The organism is Sporosarcina sp. FSL W7-1283, assembly GCF_038003105.1.
Taxonomy (GTDB): Bacteria; Bacillota; Bacilli; order Bacillales_A; family Planococcaceae; genus Sporosarcina; species Sporosarcina newyorkensis.
On the sequence record NZ_JBBOOL010000001.1, the window covers coordinates 3,629,781 to 3,654,755 of the forward strand.

The window sequence follows — 24,975 nt, forward strand, 5'->3', positions numbered from 1 at the left end:
GTCTTGCTAAAGAGTACCATCTTACCAACGACATGTCAATTTACTTTCGACGTGATCACCGTACCAAATCCATCGCCATAGAGTGCTCCAACTTACGTTTGATGCGCTGAAGTGCATTATCAATCGACTTCACTTGCCGGTTCAACACTTCTGATATTTCGCGATAGGATTGTCCTTCCAAATAGAGCGTCAGTACCTCTTTCTCCAAAGCGCTAAGTACCTTGTTCATCTCTTCTTCCATGAACGAAAAGTTCTCTTTATGAATCATTAAATCTTCAGGATCATCTAATGTAGATCCTGCAATGATGTCGAGCAACGTACGCTCTTGTTCCTCATCATACATGGGCTTGTCCAGTGAAACCGAGGTATTGAGCGGAATATGCTTTTGGCGAGTTGCTGTTTTGATGGCTGTGATAATCTGTCTCGTTATACAAAGTTCAGCAAATACCTTGAATGAACTCAACCGATCCGGTCGATAATCACGAATCGCCTTATACAGTCCGATCATTCCTTCTTGTACAATATCTTCCCGATCTCCACCAATGATAAAATATGTCCTGGCCTTCATGCGGACAATCGGCTGAAATTTTGTAATTAAAAAATCTAGTATATCTGAGTTTCCTTGATGAATTCGTTCAATCATCTCTTCATCTGAAAGTGTAGAAAAATCATTTTTACTGTTCCCATTTTTCATATTCCGCACCAACCTCTCCACCCCAGAGTTCTATTGGTTTAATAAAGTTAGTATAGACGTGGAAATTTTTTACGTCAACTGCTCATTGCCCACGTCTCAACTTTTCAAAGACCGCCGCAACCTCATCTGTTAGCGGGATCTTCGAAAAAGGACGATTCTCTTGAATCTTTTTGACTCTCAGGGCAATCATCCGATCAACTTCTTTCATTTCCAACTCCAACTCCCGTGCCGACACACGAAGCGCTCCTTGTGCGAACACGACCCATTGTTCCACAAGGTCTGAAGTCGCTACATGAATTTGCGTCAATCGATTCGATAGTTCAGACACAAGTTTTTCAATCCGCTCATCTGCCGTTTCATTCTCTCGAGTAAAGACTACATCCACGCGGTATTGCTTCTTACGTTTTTCGATACCCGGCACTAGATGCGCATCAAAAACTACGATCACACGCCAGCCTTTATGCGCTTGGTATTCAGCCATTCGCTCAATCAGGCGATCTCGCGCCTGCGCAAAGTCCTCTTTTTTTAACGCTTGCAGTTCAGGCCATGCCCCGATGACGTTGTAGCCATCAACGAGCAGTACATCTTTTTTCATGATGTCGCCTGGGCAGATTGGCGCTTTCTTAAAACTTCATACATCAGCAATGCTGCTGCCACAGAAGCATTTAAAGAGGTCACTCGGCCCACCATTGGCAAGCTATAAAGAAAGTCGCATCGCTCGCGTAAAATTCTCGACATTCCCTTACCTTCACTGCCGATAATGACAGCAAGAGGGAGCGTCGCATCCATGTGGCGATAATCTGTAGAATTTGATGCATCCGTTCCGGCAATCCAAACTCCACGTTTTTTCAGGTCATCCACAGTTTGCGACAAATTGTTGACTCGCACAACTGGAATATGTTCAATTGCACCTGTCGATGCTTTTGCCACAACCCCAGTCAATCCAACAGACCGTCTCTTCGGAATAATGATTCCATGGACACCAGATGCATCCGCAGTCCGCAAAATCGACCCTAAATTATGAGGGTCTTCCAACTCATCAAGGATGATAAAAAAAGGATCCTCTTTCCTATCACGTGCTATTTCAAACAAATCGTCTAGCTCCGCATAGTCATAGGCAGCAACTGACGCAAGAATCCCTTGGTGGCTCAACTCCGTCATCCCGTCCAATTTCTGTTTAGGCGCCGTCTGGATGACTATTCCTGCCTCTTTTGCCAGCTTCATTATTTCTCCTATGCTTTTCTTATTGACACCTTCTGCTACCCAGATCTTATTTAGCTGTCTTCCGGAACGCAATGCTTCCACTACAGGGTTCCTTCCGCCGATCAGCTCAATTTCTTGTTCCGTCATGCCATTTCCTCCTCAGGATGTTCCACAAAATGAATCGCCTTCGCCATCAGCTCTGTCAAGCGTTCCTGTCGGCCTAATAAATAAACATAACCGAGGACCGCTTCAAATGCAGAGCTATAATTATACGTGGTGACATCAGTGTTTTTAGGGACAGAGCCTGACTTCGCATTACGTCCGCGACGCATGACGGCCTCTTCTTCCTCTGTCAGCAGTTGTTGTTCTCTCATCGTCCGGATAATTTGTGCCTGAGCTTTCGCAGAGACATATCGCGTAGCTTCTTTATGAAGCACTTGAGGCTTCACACGGCCGCTCCGCAATAAATGTTCTCTGACTGCCTGCTCGTAAACCGCATCGCCCATATAGGCGAGAGCAAGTGCGTTAAGCTGTTTGACGTCTATATCTCGCAAATTCCCCACGCTGTTACCCTCTTTTCCAGCGAGTGCCTTGCGCTGTATCTTCTAATACAATGCCTTTCGCCTTCAATTGATCTCGAATTTCGTCCGCTCTTGCAAAGTCTCGATTTTTACGTGCATCTAGACGTTCCTGTATGAGTGCATCCACTTCTTCATCCACTAACTCATCGACACTCTCAAACGGTAAGCCAAGGACTCCCATTAACTGGTCGAACGCTTCTAAGAATCGTTCCAGCACCTGACGATCCGTATTTTTCTCCAATAAATAGACATTCGCCTGCTTTGCTAATTCAAAGATTGCAGCGATGGCATTGGCTGTATTAAAGTCATCATCCATCGCATTTTCAAATGAAGTAATCTGCTCATCAATACGATCCAACCACGACTGCGGATCTTCCGCCAAGTCAGCAGACATTGAAAGTCGATGTTGCACATTATGATACGCCGTCCTGATCCGCTCAAGCCCATTTGCCGCATTCTCCACCAAATCTTGCGCAAAGTTCACGGGGTGACGGTAATGTACGGAAAGCATGAAGAAACGAAGCACCTGCGGATCGATCTGCTTACGAATATCATGAACCAAAATGAAATTTCCGAGTGATTTGGACATTTTTTCATTGTCAATATTAATATAGCCATTATGCATCCAATAGTTCGCAAAGGTTTTACCAGTCGCCGCTTCAGATTGTGCAATTTCATTCTCATGATGCGGGAAGGTCAAGTCTTGCCCACCTGCGTGGATGTCAATCGTGTCGCCAAGGAGTTCTCTCGCCATGACGGAACACTCAATATGCCAGCCCGGCCGACCTTTCCCCCACGGACTATCCCAGGAAATCTCGCCTTCCTTCGCTGCTTTCCATAGCGCGAAATCAAGAGGATCTGATTTGATTGCATTCTCCTCAATTCGTGCACCAACCTTCAATTCATCGATTGATTGGTGTGAAAGTTTTCCGTATCCGTCAAATTCACGCGTATGGAAATAGACGTCTCCATTTGATTCGTATGCGTACCCTTTCTCAATCAACAGCTGAATAAACTGTACAATATCACCAATGTGCTCCGTTACACGAGGATGAGCTGTTGCTTTTTCACAACCAAGCGCGCCCACGTCCTCAAAATATGCTTCAATAAAACGATTCGTCAATTCTCCGACTTCCTCGTTCAATTCGTTTGCCGCTTTAATGATTTTATCATCTACATCCGTGAAATTCGAAACGTAATTCACTTCATATCCGCGATATTCCAAGTAGCGGCGGACGGTGTCGAAAGCGATGACAGGTCGCGCATTTCCGATATGAATATAATTATAGACAGTCGGGCCGCAGACATACATCTTGACTTTTCCTTCTTCTATCGGAATGAATTTCTCTTTTTTACGTGTTAATGTATTATAGAGTTGAATGCTCATGTAAATCTCCCTTTTTTCCATTCGTTGATTCTAGCTGTTGTGTCCGCAGCTGCAATTCTTGAATTTTTCCTTCCAGACGTTTTATTTCATCTGCTATCGGATCAGGCAGTGTGTGATCCAATCGATCTTTCACTCGGACACCATTTGAAATGACAATCTTACCAGGAATTCCGACTACTGTGGAATTGGGCGGTACTTCTTTCAAGATTACCGAGCCTGCTCCCACCTTACTATTTTCTCCGATCGTAATAGAGCCGAGGACTTTGGCTCCCGATGCAACCAACACGTTATTATGCAGGGTCGGATGGCGCTTTCCGCCTTCTTTCCCAGTCCCCCCAAGAGTCACGCCTTGATACAGCGTAACGTCATCTCCGATTTCACAAGTTTCTCCAATGACTACACCCATTCCATGATCAATAAAGAGACGTCTGCCAATTACTGCGCCAGGATGAATTTCAATCCCTGTGAAAAATCTACTGACCTGCGATACCACACGCGCCAGAAAACGAAGATTCCGCTTATAGAAGGCGTGTGCTATGCGGTGCGCCCATATGGCATGCAATCCCGAATAAGTCAATATCACTTCAAATGAACTACGAGCTGCCGGATCCTGTTCAAAAATGCAATGGATATCTTCTTTCATACGTTTGAACACTGAACTTCCCCCTTTTTTTCAGTTAAACCAGATGGCACTTTCCGCTTTTGGTGACAGCCAGCTTCAAGCGCCAGCCTCTCGGGACACTTCGGTCTTTCCGAAAAGGTGCAAAGACCGCACCTTTCTCGGCATGCCCTCCAGTGCCTGTCGAGGCTAGACGGCGCTTTCCGCTTTAGATGACAGCCAGCTTCAAGCGCCAGCCTCTCGGGACACTTCGGTCTTTCCGAAAAGGTGCAAAGACCGCACCTTTCTCGGCATGCCCTCCTATGCCTGTCGAGGCTAGACGACGCTTTCCGCTTTAGAATAAAAAAACGCCCCTGTCATTTATGATGACAGAGACGCATTGGTTGCGTGGTTCCACTCCGCTTGGAAGAAATTTCTCTTCCCGCTTAATGTCTTTAACGCAGACGATACGTATGGCCTACTAAACAGTTCAGCTCATCGCTCAAAGGTGCATTTCCATGTTAAATTAACTCAGGTCATTCCCAGCCTAGATGACCCTCTCTTTGGAGCATTCAACATGTACTTTCCTTCTCAACGCTTTTTTATGAATATTCATATTACGTTCATTTTACACAAATCCTAAGAAAAGTCAATATTGATTATTTTGCAAATCTTCCGACACGTTGCAAAATCTTTTCTTTCCCGATTAGCGCTATTGCATCTGGCAATTCCGGACCAGATGTTTGACCTGTTGTCACGACACGAACTGGCATAAATAAATTCTTCCCTTTATGTCCTGTTTCCTTTTGTACAGCTTTGATGGCCGCTTTAATGGATGGCGCATCAAACACCTCAAGAGCTTCCAATTGCCCCTTCAATGAAGTCATTACTTCCGGTACTTGTTCACCAGCCAAAATCTCCGATGCTGCTTCATCATATTCAACGGTGTCTTGGAAGAACTGGGCGGACAGCTCGACAATTTCAGCTCCAAAGCTTAATTGACCTTGATATAAAGCGATTAGATCGTGCACCCATGTTTTTTCTTCATCCGTCATTTTGTCTGGTACGAGTTCTGCTGCCTGCAAGTGCGGCAACGTCAGATCAATCACTTCTTCAAGTGATAATTTCTTAATATACTGGTTGTTCATCCATGTTAATTTATGTGTGTCGAACATAGACGGCGACTTAGACAAACGAGATTCATCGAATAATTTTATCAGCTCGTCATGAGAGAAAATTTCTTCTTCCCCGCCCGGTGACCAGCCAAGCAATGCAAAGAAGTTGAACATCGCTTCAGGTAAATAGCCCAAGTCTTTGTATTGTGAAATGAATTGAATAATCGATTCATCACGTTTCGAAAGTTTCTTTCTGTCTTCATTGACGATTAACGTCATATGTCCAAACTGGGGATGTTCCCAGCCGAACACGTCGAATACCATTAATTGTTTCGGTGTATTCGTCAAATGCTCTTCTCCACGGAAGACATGAGATATCTTCATCAGATGGTCATCCACTGCTACAGCAAAGTTGTAAGTTGGAATACCATTTGTCTTGACCATTACCCAGTCACCGATATCTTTCGATTCAAATGTAACTGTACCGCGGACTAAGTCTTGTACCGTGTACGTAATATTATCAGGCACTTGCATACGAAGGCTGTAAGAGAGACCCGCTGCCTCTTTTTCAGCTACTTGCTCTGCTGTTAAATTGCGGCATGCCCCATCATACATCGGCGCTGCGATACCTGTTGCTTTTTGCGCTACGCGTTTTGCTTCCAGCTCTTCGGGCGTACAGAAACATTTGTAGGCATGGCCCTTTTCAAGCATTTCATCTGCATAGTTCTTGTACAGATCTAAACGTTCCATCTGGCGGTACGGTCCATATTCGCCGCCCACATCGATTGATTCGTCATGATGGATACCGAGCCATGTCAGGTTCTCCAACTGCGATAACTCGCCACTCTCGATATTTCGTTCTGTATCTGTATCTTCAATTCGGATGATGAATTTCCCATCATAATGGCGGGCAAATAAATAGTTGAATAAAGCGGTCCGCGCTCCACCAATATGTAGTTGGCCTGTCGGACTTGGTGCGTAGCGCACACGTACTTCTTGTGTCATAATTGTCCCTCTCCGTTCTGATTGTTGAAAGAAGTTAATTGCCTATCTATTTTAGCATTGTGTTGTTTTTTTTGAAAGTCACTCGTTTTTCATCAATAAGATTGTAGCCATCGCAGCGATGCCTTCTTCACGCCCTGGGAACCCAAGACGTTCTGTAGTCGTTGCTTTGACATTCACTTGAGATAGATCGGCTTCTAATAATTCTGCTACACGTTGACGGATGTCACCGATATGCGGCGCCATCTTCGGTCGTTGCGCAATGATCGTGCAATCGATATTCCCTAGACGATAGCCTTCTTCTTTGACCATTCCCCAAACTTTCTCCAGTAATACAGCAGAATCCGCATCCTTGAAAGCTTCATCTGTATCCGGAAAGTGTGTACCGATATCTACTTTTCCAATCGCTCCGAGTGCTGCGTCTGTCACTGTATGCAATAAGACGTCTGCATCCGAGTGTCCAATCAATCCCTTTGTGTGCGGGATTGTGATGCCTCCAATAATAAGGGGGCGATCTTCTGCAAATGCATGTACATCAAAACCTTGTCCAATTCGAAACATGAGGTGATTCCTCCTACTTTCTTCTTTCCAGTAAGACCTCGCCAATTGCCAGATCTTCCTGGGTCGTCATTTTCACATTATCATATGAACCTTCTACAATTTGCACGCTGTATCCTATGCGCTCTACAAGCATCGATTCGTCAGTCCCGAGAAAACCTTCTCGAACTGCTGCATCAGAAGCTCTTTTCAGCAATTCATATCGAAATGCTTGCGGCGTCTGAACTAACCATAAATTCTCACGGTCCAGCGTTTGCTGCACGACATTATTCGCCGCAAGCTTGATTGTATCCTTTGCTCTCACTGCTGCAATTGCTGCACCTTTTTCATTCGCTGTGCTGACCAGTTTGCGGATGACAGACGAATCAAGGAAAGGTCTTGCGGCATCATGTACAAGCACAATGCCGTTACCTTCATATGTCTCTATGCAGGCGGCTACGCTATTTTGCCGTTCTCCGCCGCCTTTCACAAAGGTAATAGTCTTTCCTTTGTCACTTCTTGCAAGCATTTCTTTAATGACAGTTTGTTCTTCAGGCTTTACAGCTATAATAATTTCCTCACAGTGAGGATCCTCTAAAAAAACACTCACCGTATGATACAAAATCGGCAATCCGCCGATCTCTAAGAAAAGTTTGTTCTGACCGGCACCCATACGCTTTCCACTGCCTGCAGCCGGGATCATTACTGTATAATTCACATTAAGTCCTCTGCTTTCTGTAGCCGATTCACCGGCCTTTCGTTTTTGCAAAAATCATTCGTCCCGCAGATGTTTGAAGAACACTTGTTACGACGACATCAATTGCCTGCCCGATATGCGTTCTGCCATCCTCAATGACAATCATCGTGCCATCATCCAAGTACGCTACACCTTGGTTATGTTCTTTACCATCTTTGATGACGACTACATGCATTTCTTCTCCCGGAATAACGACCGGTTTAACTGCGTTTGCCAAATCATTGATGTTCAAGACTGCCACTCCGTGCAAATCAGAGACTTTATTCAAATTAAAGTCATTCGTCACGACAAGACCTTCCATCTTCTTTGCCAGCTTCACAAGTTTTAAATCCACTTCCGCTACATCGTTAAAATCCTCATCCGTGATGAGCACGGTCGGTCCGTCGTCATTTTGCAGACGCTTTAGAATATCCAAACCGCGTCTCCCTTTAGTTCGCTTTAATGTATCGGATGAGTCGGCTATGTGTTGCAGTTCAGTTAACACAAACTGAGGAACGACGAGAATTCCTTGCAAAAATCCAGTAGCCGCAATATCCGCGATACGTCCGTCAATGATGACACTTGTATCAAGTAGCTTATAAACATTCTTCTGAGGCGCCACAGTTTCAGTCGGCTCCTTCTTTTTTATCGTTGTATTGCGCAAATTAGAGAAAGCGTTGATAAACTCTTCCCATTTCTTAAAACCTACCTGGAAACCTAAATACCCTAGAAGTATGGATAGCAAGACGGGCAGTACAGATGAAATAACAGGAATCTCAATCGCATTCAATCCGAAACTGACCAAAAACGCTACGCTTAACCCTACGATTAAACCTATAGTACCGAATAGCAAATGCATGATCGGCGCCTTCAAAAGTCGTTCTTCAATCCATTTAATAAAGTCCACAATCGGTTCTGTTAAAAATAAGCTAAATAAATATAGAATGATTGCTCCTAAAACAGCTTCGACGTATGCGTTTTCTATCGCGGGGCGTGACGTAAAAGCGAACATGGCAAATAAGTACGGTAAAAATAAAACACCGAGAGTTCCTCCGATTAACAGGAAAGAAACCTGGACTACTCTTTTCAACATTCTCTTTCACCTCCTTTTCCTTCCTATTAGTATACAACGAATCACAGTAAGTCGCTTAGGTTAAGCGAGGGGTTTATTGCCCCCTCACTTCTATTAGGACAATCTAAATGCGGCAAAGGTTTCTTAACGCTTCAACCAGTCTACTTACTTAAAAGCAATTCCAAGCGCCTCCGAGATTGTTTCAACCCCGACTACTTGGATGCCTGACGGTACATCCCATCCCCCCATATTGGATGACGGCATGATAATCCGCTCAAACCCCAGCTTGGCAGCCTCTGTGACACGCTGCTCTATTCTTGATACCCTTCTTACCTCACCCGTTAACCCTACTTCACCAATAAAACAATCTCCCACCCCTACCGCGGTATCCCGATAACTCGACACGATACTTAACAGCACTGCTAAATCGATCGCCGGTTCATCCAACTTTACTCCCCCAGCCACCTTAATATACGCATCTTGAGTTTGTAATAACATGCCTGCACGTTTTTCAAGAACCGCCATCAGCAAAGAAACGCGATTTTGATCAAGGCCCGTCGCCATCCGCTTCGGATAGTTGAAACTAGAAGGTGTAATCAACGCCTGTATTTCTACTAATATCGGACGTGTTCCTTCCATCGAAGCAACAATGGTCGAACCCGCGCCTCCTTGAGATCGTTCACGCAGGAATAATTCGGAAGGATTCAATACTTCCTTCAACCCAGACTGCAGCATTTCAAAAATAGCGATTTCATTGGTCGAACCAAAACGGTTCTTCACACTCCGTAGAATACGGTAGGTATGATGGCGCTCTCCTTCAAAATAAAGGACGGCATCCACCATGTGTTCGAGCAACCTCGGTCCCGCAATCTGCCCTTCCTTGGTAACATGACCGACGATGAAAATCGCGATATTTTGCGTCTTGGCAATCCGCATTAATTCCGCAGTACACTCTCGAACTTGCGACACACTCCCAGGGGCAGAAGTAACTTCAGGATGATGTACTGTCTGAATGGAGTCCACAACAAGAAATTTCGGTTTCACTTCATCGACTGTTTCATGGATCATACCTAGATCTGTTTCTGCGTAAATATACAGCTCATCTGATTTGACACCCAATCTTTCTGCCCGCAACTTTGTCTGTCGTATCGACTCCTCACCGGATATGTACAGGACGCGTTGTTGCTGGTTGGCAAGCAACGAAGATACTTGCAACAACAATGTCGACTTTCCTATCCCTGGATCCCCGCCAATCAATACAAGTGAGCCGGGCACAATCCCCCCACCGAGCACGCGATTCAGTTCATTCAATTCTGTTTTCACACGCGGCTCTTCCACCATTTCTACCGCACTAATCGGTAAGGCCTTTTGCTTCACTTTTTCACCGTGTTGAAAAGCTGCACGGGGACCTTTTTGCACAATTTCCACTTCTTCATCCATCGTGTTCCATTCACCACAGCCTGGACAGCGTCCCATCCATTTCGGAGACTCGTATCCACAGGAACGACACATGAATTTAGATTTACGCTTAGCCATATTCTCTCTCCCTATACGAAAAGGACAGCTCGCTGCGCTTTTTAAATTTCTAAGCGAGCGAGCTATCCGGATTTTTATTTAGTTAGTTACTTACGGATTCAGTTTGTTTTTCTGTCCGTACCACGAATTTATCGTCGTTCACATCAATCACTACTTTTTCACCCATAAGAACTTTACCTTCTAGTAATTCTTCAGATAAACGATCCTCTACGTGCTTCTGTAGCGCCCGGCGCAATGGTCGAGCTCCATACTCCGGATCATACCCTTCGTCGGTGATCTTATCCTGTGCAGCTTCTGTCAACACAAGCTCAATATCTTGTTCTGCTAATCGCTTCGCAAGATCTTCAGACATTAGGCTGACAATTTGTCGCAAATGTTCTTTCTCCAGTGAATGGAATACAATCATGTCATCCACACGGTTTAAAAACTCCGGTCTGAACGTTTTCTTTAACTCGCTCAGCATTTTTTCTTTCATATCTTCATAATCGGATTCGCCGTCTTGGATATTGAATCCGACATAACGGTTTTTCTTCAACTCAGTAGCCCCAACGTTTGACGTCATAATCATGACCGTATTACGGAAATCTACCGTCCGACCTTTAGAATCTGTTAAGCGTCCGTCTTCCAACACTTGAAGTAAAATATTGAAAACATCCGGGTGTGCTTTTTCAATTTCATCCAGTAAGACAACGGAGTATGGTTTACGGCGAACTTTTTCTGTCAGTTGGCCGCCTTCCTCGTAGCCTACATAACCTGGAGGTGAACCTACAAGACGAGACGTTGCATGTTTCTCCATATACTCGGACATATCGATACGAATCATAGCATCCTCATCACCGAACATCACTTCTGCCAGCGCACGAGCCAACTCTGTTTTACCAACACCTGTTGGACCTAGGAAGATAAATGAACCGATAGGACGTTTCGGATCTTTCAATCCGGCACGCGCACGGCGGATTGCTCGTGAAATCGCTAAGACTGCTTCATTTTGACCAATCACGCGCTCATGTAGGATTTCTTCCATTTTGAGTAATTTAGCTGATTCGGTTTCCGCAATCTTATCCACTGGGACTCCCGTCCACATCGCTACAACTGCAGCGATATCATCGACAGTTACTTCAGACTCTGTTTTTCCTTGTTTTTCTTTCCATGCTGCTTTTGTTGTTTCTAATTCTTCCTTCATCTTCTGCTCTGTATCACGGTAAGAAGCCGCTTTTTCAAACTCTTGGCTCTGAACAGCCGCATTCTTTTCAGAACGGATCGCTTCTAGCTTCACTTCTAATTCCTTCAAGTTTGGAGGAGTCGTATACGAACGAAGACGAACTTTAGATCCTGCCTCATCCATCAAATCAATCGCTTTGTCCGGTAAGAAACGATCGGAAATATAGCGATCAGACATTTTCGCAGCTGCTTCTACTGCTTCATCCGTTATCTTCACTCGGTGATGCGCTTCATAGCGATCACGAAGTCCTCTAATGATTTGGATAGTCTCTTCCACCGTTGGTTCATCTACTTGGATCGGCTGGAATCGACGTTCAAGTGCTGCATCTTTTTCAATGTATTTACGATATTCATCTAATGTAGTAGCGCCGATACATTGTAATTCTCCTCGAGCGAGAGAAGGTTTTAAGATATTAGATGCATCGATCGCACCTTCCGCTCCGCCCGCGCCAATCAATGTATGCAATTCATCGATGAACAGAATGATGTTTCCTGCCTGACGAATCTCTTCCATCACTTTTTTCATGCGGTCTTCAAATTCACCACGATATTTCGTGCCCGCAACAACTGTACCCATATCGAGCGTCATAACACGTTTGTCACGTAAGATTTCAGGTACTTCATTGTTGACTACTTGCTGTGCCAACCCTTCTGCGATTGCAGTTTTACCAACACCAGGCTCCCCAATCAAGACTGGATTGTTTTTGGTACGACGAGCCAGCACTTCAATTACACGCGTAATCTCTTTGCTTCGTCCAATAACTGGATCCAAAGTGCCTTCACGTGCAATCTCTGTTAAATCTCTAGCTAAACTATCCAATGTCGGTGTAGCGGCAGTAGCGTTGTTTGAAGTACTGCCAACTGAACTTTCATCATTGCCGAGTAACTGAAGAACTTGCTGGCGAGCTTTGTTTAAGCTGACGCCCGCATTGTTCAGGACGCGAGCCGCTACGCCTTCTCCTTCTCGGATTAATGCTAATAAAATATGTTCTGTACCAATATAGGAATGACCCAGCTTACGGGATTCATCAACCGAAAGCTCGATGACGCGTTTTGCACGCGGTGTATAATGAACGATCGGTCCTACATCTTTCGAGCCCACGCCTACAAGAGCCTCTACTTCCCGTTCAATCGTATCCGCATTGACACTAATGGCGTCCAGCGCTTTCGCTGCGATTCCACCGCCTTCTCGGATCAATCCAAGTAAAATATGCTCTGTACCAATTGATTCGTGTTTTAAGCGTATTGCCTCTTCTTGAGCCAGTTGCAAAACTTTTTGCGCACGTTGTGTAAATCGATTAAACATCATATCCATTCCCCTCTTTTCTTCATAAATAGAACCTATTCTATGTTATGCCAGTTGAATCCTCATTGCTTTAATCCTTCACTCTATACCTATTCATATCATTTCATAAAAAGCCGTAATTTAAACCTCAATACTGACTTTGACTATCTTTGATTAACTATAAATCCAAATTGACGATCTTGCAAAAAGTATGCTCAGGACTTTTCAGAATTGTTTCCTGGAGCTTGCGTACATTCAATTCCTAAGCGATCACGGAATAATTTTGCACGAAATACGTCGCGTTGGTCTGATGTTAATTCTGTACCCGCATATTGCTGAAGGAAACCTGGCTGCATGAAAATCATTAATTCATTTAAAATTGCCATGTCTAAATTTTCTATGATACCTAAATCAATACCCAAACGGACATCGGACAAACATCTGGCTGCTTCTGCGGAAGGTAGTATACGGGCATGAGTAATCGTACCAAGCGAACGGTAAAGCCGATTTTCCAAATGGACCTGTGATTTCGCTAATAATATTTCACGGGACTTTTTCTCGTGTGCAATCAAACGCTTTGATATATTGTCCAGATCCTTCAATATTTCTTCTTCAGACTTGCCAAGTGTTGTTTGATTGGATATCTGATAAATATTTCCAAGGGCTTCACTGCCTTCTCCGTAGCTACCGCGCACCACCATCCCAAGACGTGATATTGCAGGAATAATCCGTTCAATTTGCTTGGTGATGGTGAGAGCCGGTAAATGCATCATGACAGATGCCCGCATACCGGTTCCTGTGTTGGATGGACAACTAGTCAAATAGCCAAACGTCTCATCAAAAGCATAATCCAAGTTTCGTTCTATCTCGCTGTCTACTTGATTCGCCTGCTCATAGGCAGTATCGATTTGAAAGCCAGGATAAATACATTGGATACGTATATGGTCTTCTTCATTCACCATAATACTGATTGTTTCATCTTCTGAAAGCAGGACCGAACCGTATTTATCTGGGTCGATTAACTGTGGGCTTACCAAATGTTTCTCAACTAATATTTGTCTCTCAAGAGGTGATAGGTCTGACATCGACGTGCCCGCAAAATGATGCTCTTCCATAGTAGCCACCGCTTGGTCAACTGCTTCATTGACACGTTTAGCGTCTTCTTCAGAAGCACAAATAGGGAATAGGTAACTTTGCAGGTTGCGTGCTAATCTGATTCTTGTAGATAGGACGATATCCGAATGTTCTCCCTTTGCCACCATCCAGCCTGTCAGCTCTTGTTTGATGAATTTTTCAAATGACATGTTGATCGTCACCTCCATCGGCCAATTGCTTTTTTACTGTATTGGCTTCATCTCGTAATACGGCAGCTTCTTCAAAACGCTCAGCTTCTACCGCTTCCTTCATTTTTGTGCGGATGTCCTCTAATTGTTTTTTCAAAGCAAACCGTTCATTGAAGGAGACTGGTACCTTACCACCATGATTTGTATTGCCGTTATGCAATTTAGCAAACACTCGTGGCAGCTGCTCGCGGAAAGTATCGTAGCACGTCGCACATCCAAATTTCCCAATGTCTAAAAACCTATGAAAAGTCAGTCCGCAACTCGGACATTTGGGGCCATCAGGCAAAGTCTCATTCGACTTTTGACCTTGTAATAATTCTGAACCTCCAAGCCAATGTGCCAGAAATTGTTGAATGGACAACGGCTCTTGATCAGGGCTGAATGAAAATGTCTGGGAGTAAAACGCACATTTATCACATAAATGCCGCTCTGTCGTGCCATTCATTGTCTCTTGTTTAAAAACCACAGTGGCCGGACGTTCTTTGCAGTTTTCACAAAGCATTTATCATCACCTCATTCTACTTCTTCATAAATCAATGTGACTAACATGGCGCGGAGTATTCGCGAACGCAATGCATCTCGTTCAGGAAGCATATAGCGCAGTGTGGCTCGACCTACCGCAGCTAACATAAGTTTGGCTTCACGCTCTGTAATCACTTCTTCTTCAATCAAACGAATAATTACATCTTCAGCCATCGTAGAGGATGCTCCCGCTTCCAAACTTCCCAGCGCTTGCTCGAGCAAGTCCTTCCGTGAATTCGTCTGCACCCGATAAATCCGAATGTATCCACCGCCTCCGCGTTTTGACTCTACTGCGTAGCCTCTCTCGACTGTGAAGCGAGTTTTGATTACGTAGTTGATCTGCGAAGGAACACATTGGAATTTCTCGGCGACTTCATTCCGTTTGATTTCAACAGAGGCACTGTCTTCCTTTTCGATAATGGACTTCAAATACCCTTCAATAATGTCAGAAATGTTCCGCATCTCGTCACCTCGTTTCTGCTCGTTCTCTTAGTTGACTTTGACTATCTTTGACTTGATTGTATCGCAGAAAATGCGTGAGATGCAATTGATTTGTTTTAATATGTATGTTTGATTTTTTTGCATGTCTTGCGTTAGGCTGTCTCTCTACATGGAGGATTATTCAAGATCTTTTCATGTTTTTCATTGAACGAAAAAAACCACGCAAGCTGTCTGCGCGGTTAGATCTCTCTTATATAGTCATAGGTTCTTTCTTCAATGGTTCCAAGTCCACTTCAAAGCCCATATCTTCTAACATTTGTTGGTCTTTGTCGTTTTCCTGACCCGATGTTGTCAAATAGTCACCGATGAAGATAGAGTTTGCAGCATATAAGCCAAGTGGTTGAAGGCTGCGAAGGTTCACTTCGCGTCCACCCGAAATTCGTATTTCTTTTGTTGGATTGATGAAACGAAATAGGCTAAGTACCTTCAAGCAATAGCGCGGATCCAGTTCAGAGGTCCCTTCTAGCGGCGTCCCATCCACGGCGTGCAGGAAGTTGACTGGAATGGAGTCTGCATCGAGTATCCGCAGGCTGTGTGCCATGGAAATGACATCCTCTTTTGTTTCACGCATTCCGACTATTACGCCAGAGCAAGGAGATATTCCCGCTTCCTTTACATGTCCTACTGTGTTTACACGATCATCGTATGTGTGCGATGTAGTGATGCTTTCATGGTGTTCGGCAGAGGTGTTCAAGTTGTGATTGTATCGGTCTACACCTGCTTCTTTCAAGCGTGCGGCTTGTTCTGGCTTCAGAATGCCTAAACATGCACAAACGGTCATTCCTTTATGTTTCTCTTTAATTTTCTTGACGGAATCAATAACGATTTCAAGCTCACTAGCCCGAGGTCCTCGTCCACTTGCCACGATACAATAAGTGCCCGCTTTATTTGCAGCAGCTCGCTCTGCACCTTGTAATATTTCTTCTGATTTCATCATTGCATACTTTTCAACCGGTGCTTTTGACACAATCGACTGGGCACAGTAGCCACAGTTTTCCGGGCACAACCCCGACTTCGTATTGATGATCATATTAAGTTTTACTTTGTTTCCATAGTAATGGGATCGGATCGAGTACGTCGCATGAAGCAGCAACAGCAAATCTTCATCCGGACTATTTAATATTGAAAGCGCTTCCTCATTTGTTAATACGTGACCTTTCAAAACTTGGTCAGCCAGCCTTTGATAGTTCGTCAAAATGAATGCCTCACTTTCAAATGTTTTGAAATTCTAAATGCGAATATTCCCGCCAGTACGGCTAGCACAATATCCTTCGGTAATGGAGGAATCATCCAAAGCCATGCAATTTTGTACGTAAACACCTCTGGCGCCGCAGCCCAAACTTTATAGGCGACATACATCCAGTTCGTACCCAATAAATAGTTGATTGCTGTCGCAACAAGTGATGCAATAATATAAGATGGCAGTGTATTCTTACGCTCCACGATTTTACCTGCTACATAAGCAATCAAGATGAAAGTAACGATAAAACCAAATGTCGGGCTTAAGATTTGGCCAAATCCACCTTGAAACTTAGCAAATACAGGAGCCCCTGCAAGGCCGACCATCATATAGACAGTCATCGACAATGCACCAAGACGGCTACCCAATAACAATCCTGACAAAACAGCGAAAAATGTCTGCAATGTAATAGGTACTCCCCCGACTACTAAAAATGGTATGAAAGAAGTGATATTAGCCCCAATCATCATTAAAGCAGCAAACATTCCACTATATACAATTGACAATGTACTGAATTTACTTTGCGGACGTCCTTCCGAAGCTGTCGTCATCATGACACCTCTTTCTATTTTGAGTTACTATAAAAATAGTAATGGTTGACTCATTAATTGTCAACTCGTTTTTAATTTAAGTTAACTAATAATTTATGGAACATCTTATATGTAAGGAATGACACCCTTTTCTTATCCAATAAGGCAGAAAGAAACAGACAAGACCCACATCTACCCCTGCTGGCAATTTCTTAGAATGAACAAAATGCTTTCTCTGCAAAAAAAGAACTACCCGGGAAGTCAGATGAACATGACTTCTCGGGCAGCTCCTATTTCTTTTTATCGACTTTGTCTTCTTTTTCTTTCCTGAAAAGAAAAAAAGCAAGTACACCACTTAATGCAGCGGCGCCAAAGGTAATCCAAACACGCGAATCCCACGGTACTTCTTCATAATTATTCTCCAACATAATCCAGGCAAGCGTGCCGACAAGTGCCGCTATCGGAATGGAGTATTTAAAAAACTGCATGATTCCTCACCTTTTCAAGTTACTCCTTTAATTTTACCATGTTTCAGTAAATTTCTCTATGCGCACTCCGGTCTTCAAGAACTTCATCAAACATTCACTTGACGATTACCTACAAAGCCGCTATGATATGGTTAGAATTATCGAAATAATTTAATAAGAATCATATCTTATCAAGAGAAGCAGAGGGACTGGCCCAAAGACGCTTCAGCAACCAGCCGATGGGCAAGGTGCTACTTCCAGCAGTATGCCGAAATGGCACACTGAAAGATGAGAGGGAACTGGTCATTGCGATTACAAAGCCTTCTATTTACTTGAAGGCTTTTTTTGATTAGAGAAAACAAAGGGGGATTTGATGATGTCATTACTGGAGAAACTTCAAACAAATGTCCTGACAGCAGATGGGGCAATGGGAACTATTTTGTATTCATATGGGATCGATTATTGCTATGAGGAATTAAATATAGAGAAACCTGAAATTATAGAGAAAATCCACCACGACTATATCGAGGCGGGAGCTGATATTATTCAGACCAATACATACAGTGCCAATGCAGTGAAATTGGCTCGTTATGGATTGGAAAACCGTGTTACGGAATTCAATAAAGCAGCAATCCAAATTGCAAAGCGGGCTGCTGCACCAGGTGGTCAATTTGTGCTTGGTACCATCGGCGGTTTGCGTGGAATTCGCAAAAGTGATGCATCGCTCGATGAAGTAAAGCAAGTAGTCCTTGAACAGGCCAACGCATTATTGACTGGAGATCCAGACGGACTGTTACTCGAAACGTATTATGATTTCGAAGAATTATCATCCGTCGTTTCAACACTTCGTCAAATCACAGATGTTCCGCTAATTGCGCAAGTCTCCATGCACGATCCTGGAGTTTTGCAAAACGGACTTTCATTGAATGACGCGTTGCATCAACTGGAATCACTAGGTGCAAGTATAGTCGGTGTAAACTGCCGCTTAGGGCCTTACCATACAATCCAAGCTTTTGAAAATGTGAAACTGCCGGAAAATGCATTTTTATCCGCTTATCCGAATGCATCTTTACTGGATGTGGAAGATGGCCGCATTGTCTATGAATCTGAAGCTGAGTACTTCGGGCGAGCTGCAGTATTGCTGCGTGATCAAGGTGTACGGTTAATTGGCGGGTGTTGCGGAACTACTCCTAAACATATTAAAGCAGCGAAAACTCGATTAGCGGGATTGTCTCCTATCACCAAGAAAGTAGTAGAACCAACAAAGCCAATCGTTATTCAGGAAGCCGGCCCGGTAAAACATCAACCGCTCCACGAGAAAGCCAAAACAGAACGTACGGTCATTGTGGAATTGGACACACCACGGCATTTAGAGACAGAAGATTATATTAAAGGTGCCAATTTACTTTACGATGCAGGTGTTGATGCCGTAACGATGGCGGATAACTCATTGGCATCCCCTCGGATCAGCAATATGGCAATGGGTTCCATCATTAAAATGCAGCACAATATCCGCCCTCTTGTCCACTTAACGTGTCGAGATCACAACTTGATCGGGTTACAATCTCATCTAATGGGGCTTGACGCGTTAGGCATCCACGATATTCTGGCTGTAACAGGTGATCCGACGAAAGTTGGTGATTTCCCTGGCGCAACAAGCGTCTACGATGTATCGAGTATGGAACTGCTGCAGTTAATCAAACAGTTGAATGAAGGGATTTCATTCTCCGGTAAACCATTACGTAAAAAAGCAAACTTCTCAGTTTCAGCTGCGTTCAATCCGAATGTCCGAGTATTGGACCGGGCTGTTCAGCGATTGGAGAAAAAGATTGAAGCAGGTGCAGATTATTTCATAACGCAACCTGTCTATACAAAAGAAAAGATTATTGACGTCTATGAGGCTACAAAACATCTAGATACACCTATCTTCATAGGTATTATGCCTTTGACAAATATTCGCAACGCAGAGTTTCTGCATCATGAAGTGCCTGGCATTAAACTATCTGACGAAGTGCTTGAACGGATGCGCGCCTGTGGCGACGACCGAGCAAAAGCCACTGAAACAGGAATTCAGATCGCAAAGGAGCTGATCGATACAGCAGCGCAATACTTTAACGGACTGTATTTGATCACACCATTCCTCCGTTACGACATGACACTTGAGCTACATGACTACATTAAACAAATAGATAAGCAGAAGGAGAGCGAATTATCACATGCAGAGACATCCTATTGAAGAACAACTAGACAAACGAATCCTTATCATTGATGGCGCGATGGGGACGATGCTGCAGGCGGAGGACCTCTCAACAGAAGATTTTGGAGGCGAAGATTACGACGGCTGTAATGAATATTTAAACGTTTTACGACCTGATATCTTGGAGAAGATTCATGATGAGTACCTAGAGGCAGGAGCCGACATCATTTGTACCAACACATTTGGCGGCACTCCCCTTGTTCTGAATGAATTTGCACTAGGACATCGTGCACATGAAATCAATACTAAAGCTGTCGAAATTGCAAAGGCAAGTGCAGCAAAGTATTCCACTGCGGAGTGGCCGCGTTTTGTCGCAGGGGCGATCGGACCGACGACTAAGACTCTTTCTGTCACAGGCGGCATTACATTCGATGAACTTTCTAATGATTTTTACGTGCAGGCGAAAGCATTGGTTGAAGCTGGCAGCGATTTAATCCTCATGGAAACTAGTCAGGATATGCTAAACGTCAAAGCCGGCACGATTGGTATTAAAAAGGCCTTTGAAGAGCTAGGACGCGAAGTACCAATCATGATTTCCGGTACAATCGAACCGATGGGTACAACACTTGCAGGTCAAAGTATCGAAGCATTTTACATTTCCATTGGACACGTCAATCCCCTATCTGTCGGCCTAAACTGTGCGACTGGACCAGAATTCATGACGGATCACTTACGTTCGTTATCTGACCTGGCAACTAGCTATGTGACATGCTATCCGAATGCCGGATTGCCAGATGAAGAAGGTCATTATCATGAGTCTCCAGAATCCCTATCGAAGAAGCTGGAAGGATTTGCAGAAAAAGGCTGGTTGAACATGGTCGGCGGCTGTTGTGGTACGACACCTGAGCACATTCGAGCAATTCGAGAAGCTGTAAAAGACAAAGCACCTCGTCAAATGCCTGAAATAGAACCTGGTCATGCCGTTTCAGGTATTGAACCTTTGCTATATGATGACACATTGCGTCCTTTATTAATTGGGGAGCGTACAAACGTTATCGGCTCACGGAAGTTTAAGAAGCTAATTATAGAAGAGAAGTTTGAAGAAGCGTCTGAAATTGCACGTGCACAAGTAAAACGCGGTGCGCACGTACTCGATATTTGTCTGGCGAATCCAGATCGTGATGAACTGATCGATATGACGCGTTTTATGAAAGAAGTCGTAAAAAAGGTTAAAGTCCCTCTAGTAATTGACTCAACGGACGAAAATGTCATCGCGGAAGCATTAAAGTATTCCCAAGGAAAAGCGATTATCAACTCGATCAACTTGGAGGACGGCGAAGAACGATTTGACGCAGTTTTGCCTCTCGTGAAAAAATATGGCGCGGCAGTGGTGGTTGGTACCATTGATGAAATCGGAATGGCTGTTACGAGAGAACGCAAACTGGAAATCGCCTTGCGTTCCTATGATCTGCTCGTAAATAAATGGGGAATTGCACCCGAAGATATTATTTTCGATCCGCTTGTATTCCCTGTCGGTACAGGAGATGAGCAGTATATCGGTTCAGCTGTTGAGACAATTGAAGGCATTCGTTTGATTAAGGAAAAGTTACCGCGTACGCTGACCACGCTAGGTGTCAGTAACGTTTCATTCGGCTTGCCCCCTGTTGGTCGTGAAGTGCTGAATGCAGTGTATTTATATCACTGCACGCAAGCTGGCTTGGATTACGCCATCGTCAATACAGAAAAATTAGAACGCTATGCTTCCATCCCAGAAGCAGAAATCAAACTAGCTAATGATTTGCTATTTACGACAACAGATGAGACATTAGCGGATTTTGCAGATTTTTATCGAGATAAGAAAAAAGAAAAAACTGAAGACGATATCCCGAAAACTGTTCCCGAACGTCTTGCCTACTATGTAGTGGAAGGAACGAAGGAAGGCTTAATTCCTGACTTAGAGGCTGCCCTCCAAACATACGATGCACCACTGGATATTATCAATGGTCCATTGATGAAAGGGATGGCAGAAGTCGGGCGCCTGTTCAATGACAATCAACTTATCGTAGCGGAAGTATTACAAAGTGCTGAGGTCATGAAAGCTTCCGTTTCCTATCTCGAACAATTTATGGAGAAGAAAGAAGACGACAGCGGGAAGGGTAAAATTATCTTAGCTACCGTCAAAGGCGATGTACATGATATCGGGAAAAACCTTGTAGATATTATTCTAAGCAATAACGGCTTTAAAGTTATTGATATTGGGATCAAAGTTACCCCAGCGGCATTGATCGAGGTCATTCGTAAAGAAAAGCCAGACATTGTCGGCTTATCCGGATTGCTCGTAAAATCCGCTCAACAAATGGTGTTGACGGCACAGGACTTTAAGGCAGCAGGAATCGATTTGCCTGTTATGGTCGGTGGAGCTGCTCTGACAAGACGTTTCACAGAAACGAAGATTGCGCCTGAATACGATGGCCCTGTTATTTTTGCCAAGGACGCAATGCAAGGATTAGATTTGGCTAACCGTCTTCAAAGCGAAGACAAAGGAGCACTACTGAAAGAATTACAGGAAAGCCTTGAGAAGCGGGAAGCAAATGATGCGATTAAAGCAAGCCGCGGAAATACTGCAGTTGCAGTGGTGGCGCGACCAGTGAAAACGGTACGTACCGACGTACCTGTATTCGTGCCGACTGATTTACGCAGACGCGTTGTAAAAGACTATTCAGTTGCTCACTTACACCCATACGTGAACATGCGCACACTGATCGGCCACCATCTAGGCTTACGCGGAAATGTCGATAAAATGCTGGAAAAGAAAGAAGAACGGGCTGTTCAGCTTCATGAAATGGTCACAAGCTTCCTGCAATCCGATAAATTAACCGCTTCAGGTATTTATCAGTTCTTCCCTGCTCAGGCAGACGGTGACGACGTAATCATTTACGATCCAGAAGATGCGAAAACAGAAATTGAACGGTTCACATTCCCCCGCCAAGAAAAAGAACCATTCCTTTGTCTGGCGGACTACTTGAAAACAGTTGACAGTGGGGAAATGGACTATGTGGCCTTCATGCAAGTTACTGCGGGTAAAGGGGTTCGAGATTATGCAAACCAGCTGAAAGAACAAGGGAAGTTCCTAGAAAGCCATGCTTTTCAGGCAACTGCTCTAGAATTGGCAGAGGGCTTTGCTGAACGTATTCACCAAGAGATCCGTGATCAATGGGGATTCCCAGACCCTACGGACTTCACAATGCGCGAACGGTTCGCTGCAAAATACCAAGGTCAGCGATTCTCATTTGGCTACCCTGCTTGTCCAAATTTAGAAGACCAAGCCAAACTCTTCGGACTGATCAAACCTGAAGACCATGGCGTCATCTTAACAGAAGAATTCATGATGGAACCCGAAGCCTCCGTATCCGCTATCGTCTTCGCCCACCCAGACGCAAGATACTTTAACGTGGAATGAACAAAAGTGGAAGGCGCCATGTAGCCTCGACAGGCGTTGGAGGGCTTACCAAAAAGGCGTGCTTTGCCTTTTCGGTAAGACCGAAACGTCCCGAGGAGGCTGGCGCCTGCAACTGGATGTATTCAAAAGCGGAGGCGGCTGGTCAGTCCCGACAGGCACTGGAAGGCTTAAATTAAAGGCGCTCTTTGCCTTTACTTTAAGACTGAAGTGTCCCGAGGGGCTAGCCGTCGGAGCTGGATGTAACCAAATGTGGAAGGCGCCGTTTAGCCTCGACAGGCGTTGGAAGGCTTAATAAAAAGGCGTGCTTTGCCTTTTCGGTAAGTCCGAAACGTCCCGAGAGGCTGGCGCCTGCAACTGGATATAACCAAAAGCCGAGACCGCTGGTCAACCACGAGAAGCGACGGAAACAGAATAACTAAAGCAAAATAAAACCGCTGTCTCCGATTAATTGGAGACAGCGGTTTTCATTTCCTTGATGAACGATTAACGGCAGCAACCTCTGCGCCGGCCACATCCTCCGCCGCCCCACATTCCATGTCCATGTCCATGAGAAGGTCCTCTGCCTGGCATTATCATAGAGCCCATAACATCCTGAGTTGTCTCTGTATAATAATGTTGCGGTACCCCTACTACGTTATGGCGATTAACGTTCACAATCGGGTGAATATAAGGAATTTCTTGCGGAGAAAAGCAATCATTATAACGGTACTGTGTTGGACAAACGATTGGCTGCATCTGAAAACCTGGTTGTTGCCCCTGCATTCCTGGGAATTGTCCTGACATACCAGGATATTGTCCTTGATTCATCATCATTTTCTCACCTCCTATACCCTATTACATGCCAGCCTACAGAATTATTACGGGCTAGCGCCGTGGGGATGTGGAAATTTATTGATATCAATTAAAAAAGAGCAATCCTTCCGCCTATATTTGGCGGTCTGAATCGCTCCAATACTGCATTAACCACATTGACGAGGATTCACTGATCGATCATATCCTTTTGTTTTTTCAATTGACTCCAATTGCTTCATAATTAGTTTGCATTCATTTACTGGACATTGGGATGGAGCACCTTCGTCTACCATATTCAAAGAGCCTAAAAAGTCAAGATCACGACGCAAATCCAGCTCAGCCGGATTAACAAATTGACGACCCATACTTTTTCATCCTTTCTGTTGGATAGTTCACAAGACAAAACCAGCCAATTCACTACTGATCACACGCCATACTTTGATAAATAAAAATACTCCATATATTATATGTGCGTGAAGATTCTTAGGAATGGGTATAGTAGGATATAACCTATTTATTGAAGGAGAGAGTTTGTATGAATCGAAATCGAATTGTATTATTTGATGGCGAATGTAACTTTTGTGATGCGAGCGTACAGTTCATTATTAAACGTGATCCGTATCGATATTTTTCCTTCGCTTCCTTGCAAGACGACGTAGGGAAAGAACTTCGAAAACAATACCAGATTCCAGACAACGTCGACAGTTTAGTTTTAATCGAAAATGGGAAAGCGTATACAAAATCAAGTGCCGCTTTACGTATCGCAAAAAAGCTAGACGGACTCTGGCATTTAGCTTTCCTATTCATAGTCGTGCCGTCAGCAATCCGCAACCGCGCATATGACTATATTGCAACGAATCGTTATAAATGGTTCGGTAAAAAAGAATTGTCTTGTATGCTGCCGACTCCTGAAGAGCGCCAGCGTTTTATCGCGTAAAAAAGGCCTTCCGTTACCG

The 24,975-nt window shown here is 44.2% G+C and carries 23 protein-coding genes, 1 riboswitch and 1 other annotated feature; of the genes, 3 read left to right on the top strand and 20 right to left on the bottom strand.

The features are described 5' to 3' along the window. Positions 1-55: 55 nt before the first annotated feature. The 18 genes from sigH to MKY93_RS19140 form a co-directional block, all read right to left on the bottom strand. Positions 56-694 carry an RNA polymerase sporulation sigma factor SigH gene (sigH, locus tag MKY93_RS19055; RefSeq protein WP_078818379.1) on the bottom strand — a complete coding sequence of 213 codons (639 nt, stop codon included), beginning with the start codon at positions 692-694 and terminating at the stop codon, positions 56-58. 82 nt (positions 695-776) lie between these two features. Further along, positions 777-1,289, bottom strand: coding sequence for an NYN domain-containing protein (locus MKY93_RS19060; protein ID WP_340760671.1), 513 nt, complete (start codon positions 1,287-1,289; stop codon positions 777-779). Next, positions 1,286-2,044: a 23S rRNA (guanosine(2251)-2'-O)-methyltransferase RlmB gene (rlmB, locus tag MKY93_RS19065; RefSeq protein ID WP_009499075.1), complete on the bottom strand. Its 759-nt coding sequence runs from the start codon at positions 2,042-2,044 to the stop codon at positions 1,286-1,288. The genes MKY93_RS19060 and rlmB overlap by 4 nt, the downstream gene beginning before the upstream one ends. Beyond that, entirely contained in the window at positions 2,041-2,460 is a 420-nt protein-coding gene (locus tag MKY93_RS19070; protein WP_009499076.1) for a Mini-ribonuclease 3, read from the bottom strand. The genes rlmB and MKY93_RS19070 overlap by 4 nt, the downstream gene beginning before the upstream one ends. Positions 2,461-2,464: 4 nt before the next feature. Continuing rightward, positions 2,465-3,865, bottom strand: a complete 1,401-nt coding sequence (gene cysS, locus MKY93_RS19075; RefSeq protein WP_078818362.1) for a cysteine--tRNA ligase — start codon at positions 3,863-3,865, stop codon at positions 2,465-2,467. Then, on the bottom strand, positions 3,846-4,520 hold the full coding sequence (gene cysE / locus MKY93_RS19080; RefSeq protein ID WP_078818363.1) for a serine O-acetyltransferase: 675 nt from the start codon (positions 4,518-4,520) through the stop codon (positions 3,846-3,848). The genes cysS and cysE overlap by 20 nt, the downstream gene beginning before the upstream one ends. 331 nt (positions 4,521-4,851) lie before the next feature. After that, positions 4,852-5,067: a binding site (T-box leader), on the bottom strand. Positions 5,068-5,122: 55 nt separating this feature from the next. Then, entirely contained in the window at positions 5,123-6,583 is a 1,461-nt protein-coding gene (gene gltX, locus MKY93_RS19085; protein ID WP_340760672.1) for a glutamate--tRNA ligase, read from the bottom strand. A gap of 78 nt (positions 6,584-6,661) precedes the next feature. Further along, positions 6,662-7,141 (bottom strand): 2-C-methyl-D-erythritol 2,4-cyclodiphosphate synthase, encoded by a 480-nt coding sequence (gene ispF, locus MKY93_RS19090; RefSeq protein ID WP_009499080.1) that lies wholly within the window; start codon positions 7,139-7,141, stop codon positions 6,662-6,664. A 13-nt stretch (positions 7,142-7,154) separates the two neighbouring features. After that, positions 7,155-7,835: a 2-C-methyl-D-erythritol 4-phosphate cytidylyltransferase gene (gene ispD / locus MKY93_RS19095; protein ID WP_078818702.1), complete on the bottom strand. Its 681-nt coding sequence runs from the start codon at positions 7,833-7,835 to the stop codon at positions 7,155-7,157. A 28-nt stretch (positions 7,836-7,863) separates the two neighbouring features. Next, a complete protein-coding gene (locus MKY93_RS19100; protein WP_340760673.1) occupies positions 7,864-8,946 on the bottom strand; it encodes a PIN/TRAM domain-containing protein in 1,083 nt (360 codons plus the stop codon). Between the two features lie 144 nt (positions 8,947-9,090). Next, positions 9,091-10,461: a DNA repair protein RadA gene (gene radA / locus MKY93_RS19105; protein ID WP_009499083.1), complete on the bottom strand. Its 1,371-nt coding sequence runs from the start codon at positions 10,459-10,461 to the stop codon at positions 9,091-9,093. Positions 10,462-10,543: 82 nt separating this feature from the next. Beyond that, entirely contained in the window at positions 10,544-12,991 is a 2,448-nt protein-coding gene (locus tag MKY93_RS19110; protein ID WP_340760953.1) for an ATP-dependent Clp protease ATP-binding subunit, read from the bottom strand. 191 nt (positions 12,992-13,182) lie between these two features. Then, positions 13,183-14,271, bottom strand: coding sequence for a protein arginine kinase (locus tag MKY93_RS19115; protein WP_009499085.1), 1,089 nt, complete (start codon positions 14,269-14,271; stop codon positions 13,183-13,185). Next, positions 14,261-14,776 (bottom strand): UvrB/UvrC motif-containing protein, encoded by a 516-nt coding sequence (locus tag MKY93_RS19120; RefSeq protein WP_340760674.1) that lies wholly within the window; start codon positions 14,774-14,776, stop codon positions 14,261-14,263. Before MKY93_RS19120 ends, MKY93_RS19115 begins: the two co-directional genes overlap by 11 nt. Before the next feature lie 47 nt (positions 14,777-14,823). Next, entirely contained in the window at positions 14,824-15,294 is a 471-nt protein-coding gene (locus tag MKY93_RS19125) for a CtsR family transcriptional regulator (RefSeq protein WP_009499087.1), read from the bottom strand. A gap of 229 nt (positions 15,295-15,523) precedes the next feature. Next, entirely contained in the window at positions 15,524-16,528 is a 1,005-nt protein-coding gene (bioB, locus tag MKY93_RS19130) for a biotin synthase BioB (protein WP_340760675.1), read from the bottom strand. After that, positions 16,525-17,127, bottom strand: coding sequence for a biotin transporter BioY (locus tag MKY93_RS19135; protein ID WP_340760676.1), 603 nt, complete (start codon positions 17,125-17,127; stop codon positions 16,525-16,527). The genes bioB and MKY93_RS19135 overlap by 4 nt, the downstream gene beginning before the upstream one ends. 266 nt (positions 17,128-17,393) lie before the next feature. Beyond that, a complete protein-coding gene (locus MKY93_RS19140) occupies positions 17,394-17,591 on the bottom strand; it encodes a hypothetical protein (RefSeq protein WP_009499090.1) in 198 nt (65 codons plus the stop codon). A 164-nt stretch (positions 17,592-17,755) separates the two neighbouring features. Beyond that, positions 17,756-17,865, top strand: a riboswitch (SAM riboswitch). An 81-nt stretch (positions 17,866-17,946) separates the two neighbouring features. Here MKY93_RS19140 and MKY93_RS19145 point away from each other — a divergent pair. Both MKY93_RS19145 and metH read left to right on the top strand, forming a co-directional pair. Continuing rightward, the gene (locus MKY93_RS19145; protein ID WP_078818634.1) at positions 17,947-19,806 is read left to right on the top strand and encodes a bifunctional homocysteine S-methyltransferase/methylenetetrahydrofolate reductase; all 1,860 of its coding nucleotides are present in this window, start codon (positions 17,947-17,949) and stop codon (positions 19,804-19,806) included. Then, positions 19,787-23,227 carry a methionine synthase gene (gene metH / locus MKY93_RS19150; protein WP_340760677.1) on the top strand — a complete coding sequence of 1,147 codons (3,441 nt, stop codon included), beginning with the start codon at positions 19,787-19,789 and terminating at the stop codon, positions 23,225-23,227. The genes MKY93_RS19145 and metH overlap by 20 nt, the downstream gene beginning before the upstream one ends. Before the next feature lie 483 nt (positions 23,228-23,710). Here metH and MKY93_RS19155 read toward each other — a convergent pair whose 3' ends face one another. Together MKY93_RS19155 and MKY93_RS19160 are read right to left on the bottom strand one after the other, a co-directional pair. Further along, positions 23,711-24,040: a hypothetical protein gene (locus tag MKY93_RS19155; protein WP_078818636.1), complete on the bottom strand. Its 330-nt coding sequence runs from the start codon at positions 24,038-24,040 to the stop codon at positions 23,711-23,713. A 146-nt stretch (positions 24,041-24,186) separates the two neighbouring features. Continuing rightward, positions 24,187-24,384, bottom strand: a complete 198-nt coding sequence (locus tag MKY93_RS19160; protein WP_009499095.1) for a hypothetical protein — start codon at positions 24,382-24,384, stop codon at positions 24,187-24,189. A gap of 170 nt (positions 24,385-24,554) precedes the next feature. Between MKY93_RS19160 and MKY93_RS19165 the strand changes: the two genes are divergently transcribed. After that, entirely contained in the window at positions 24,555-24,956 is a 402-nt protein-coding gene (locus MKY93_RS19165) for a thiol-disulfide oxidoreductase DCC family protein (RefSeq protein ID WP_009499096.1), read from the top strand. Positions 24,957-24,975: the final 19 nt, after the last annotated feature.

Coding starts and splice junctions, on each gene's coding strand:
- gltX (WP_340760672.1), bottom strand. CDS start 6,583: ATGACACAAGAAGTACGTGTGCGCTACGCACCAAGTCCGACAGGCCAA.
- MKY93_RS19165 (WP_009499096.1), top strand. CDS start 24,555: ATGAATCGAAATCGAATTGTATTATTTGATGGCGAATGTAACTTTTGT.
- MKY93_RS19145 (WP_078818634.1), top strand. CDS start 17,947: ATGTCATTACTGGAGAAACTTCAAACAAATGTCCTGACAGCAGATGGG.
- MKY93_RS19155 (WP_078818636.1), bottom strand. CDS start 24,040: ATGATGATGAATCAAGGACAATATCCTGGTATGTCAGGACAATTCCCA.
- MKY93_RS19115 (WP_009499085.1), bottom strand. CDS start 14,271: ATGTCATTTGAAAAATTCATCAAACAAGAGCTGACAGGCTGGATGGTG.
- radA (WP_009499083.1), bottom strand. CDS start 10,461: ATGGCTAAGCGTAAATCTAAATTCATGTGTCGTTCCTGTGGATACGAG.
- sigH (WP_078818379.1), bottom strand. CDS start 694: ATGAAAAATGGGAACAGTAAAAATGATTTTTCTACACTTTCAGATGAA.
- metH (WP_340760677.1), top strand. CDS start 19,787: ATGCAGAGACATCCTATTGAAGAACAACTAGACAAACGAATCCTTATC.
- MKY93_RS19100 (WP_340760673.1), bottom strand. CDS start 8,946: ATGTTGAAAAGAGTAGTCCAGGTTTCTTTCCTGTTAATCGGAGGAACT.
- MKY93_RS19140 (WP_009499090.1), bottom strand. CDS start 17,591: ATGCAGTTTTTTAAATACTCCATTCCGATAGCGGCACTTGTCGGCACG.
- rlmB (WP_009499075.1), bottom strand. CDS start 2,044: ATGACGGAACAAGAAATTGAGCTGATCGGCGGAAGGAACCCTGTAGTG.
- MKY93_RS19160 (WP_009499095.1), bottom strand. CDS start 24,384: ATGGGTCGTCAATTTGTTAATCCGGCTGAGCTGGATTTGCGTCGTGAT.
- MKY93_RS19110 (WP_340760953.1), bottom strand. CDS start 12,991: ATGATGTTTAATCGATTTACACAACGTGCGCAAAAAGTTTTGCAACTG.
- MKY93_RS19135 (WP_340760676.1), bottom strand. CDS start 17,127: ATGATGACGACAGCTTCGGAAGGACGTCCGCAAAGTAAATTCAGTACA.
- cysS (WP_078818362.1), bottom strand. CDS start 3,865: ATGAGCATTCAACTCTATAATACATTAACACGTAAAAAAGAGAAATTC.
- ispF (WP_009499080.1), bottom strand. CDS start 7,141: ATGTTTCGAATTGGACAAGGTTTTGATGTACATGCATTTGCAGAAGAT.
- MKY93_RS19060 (WP_340760671.1), bottom strand. CDS start 1,289: ATGAAAAAAGATGTACTGCTCGTTGATGGCTACAACGTCATCGGGGCA.
- MKY93_RS19125 (WP_009499087.1), bottom strand. CDS start 15,294: ATGCGGAACATTTCTGACATTATTGAAGGGTATTTGAAGTCCATTATC.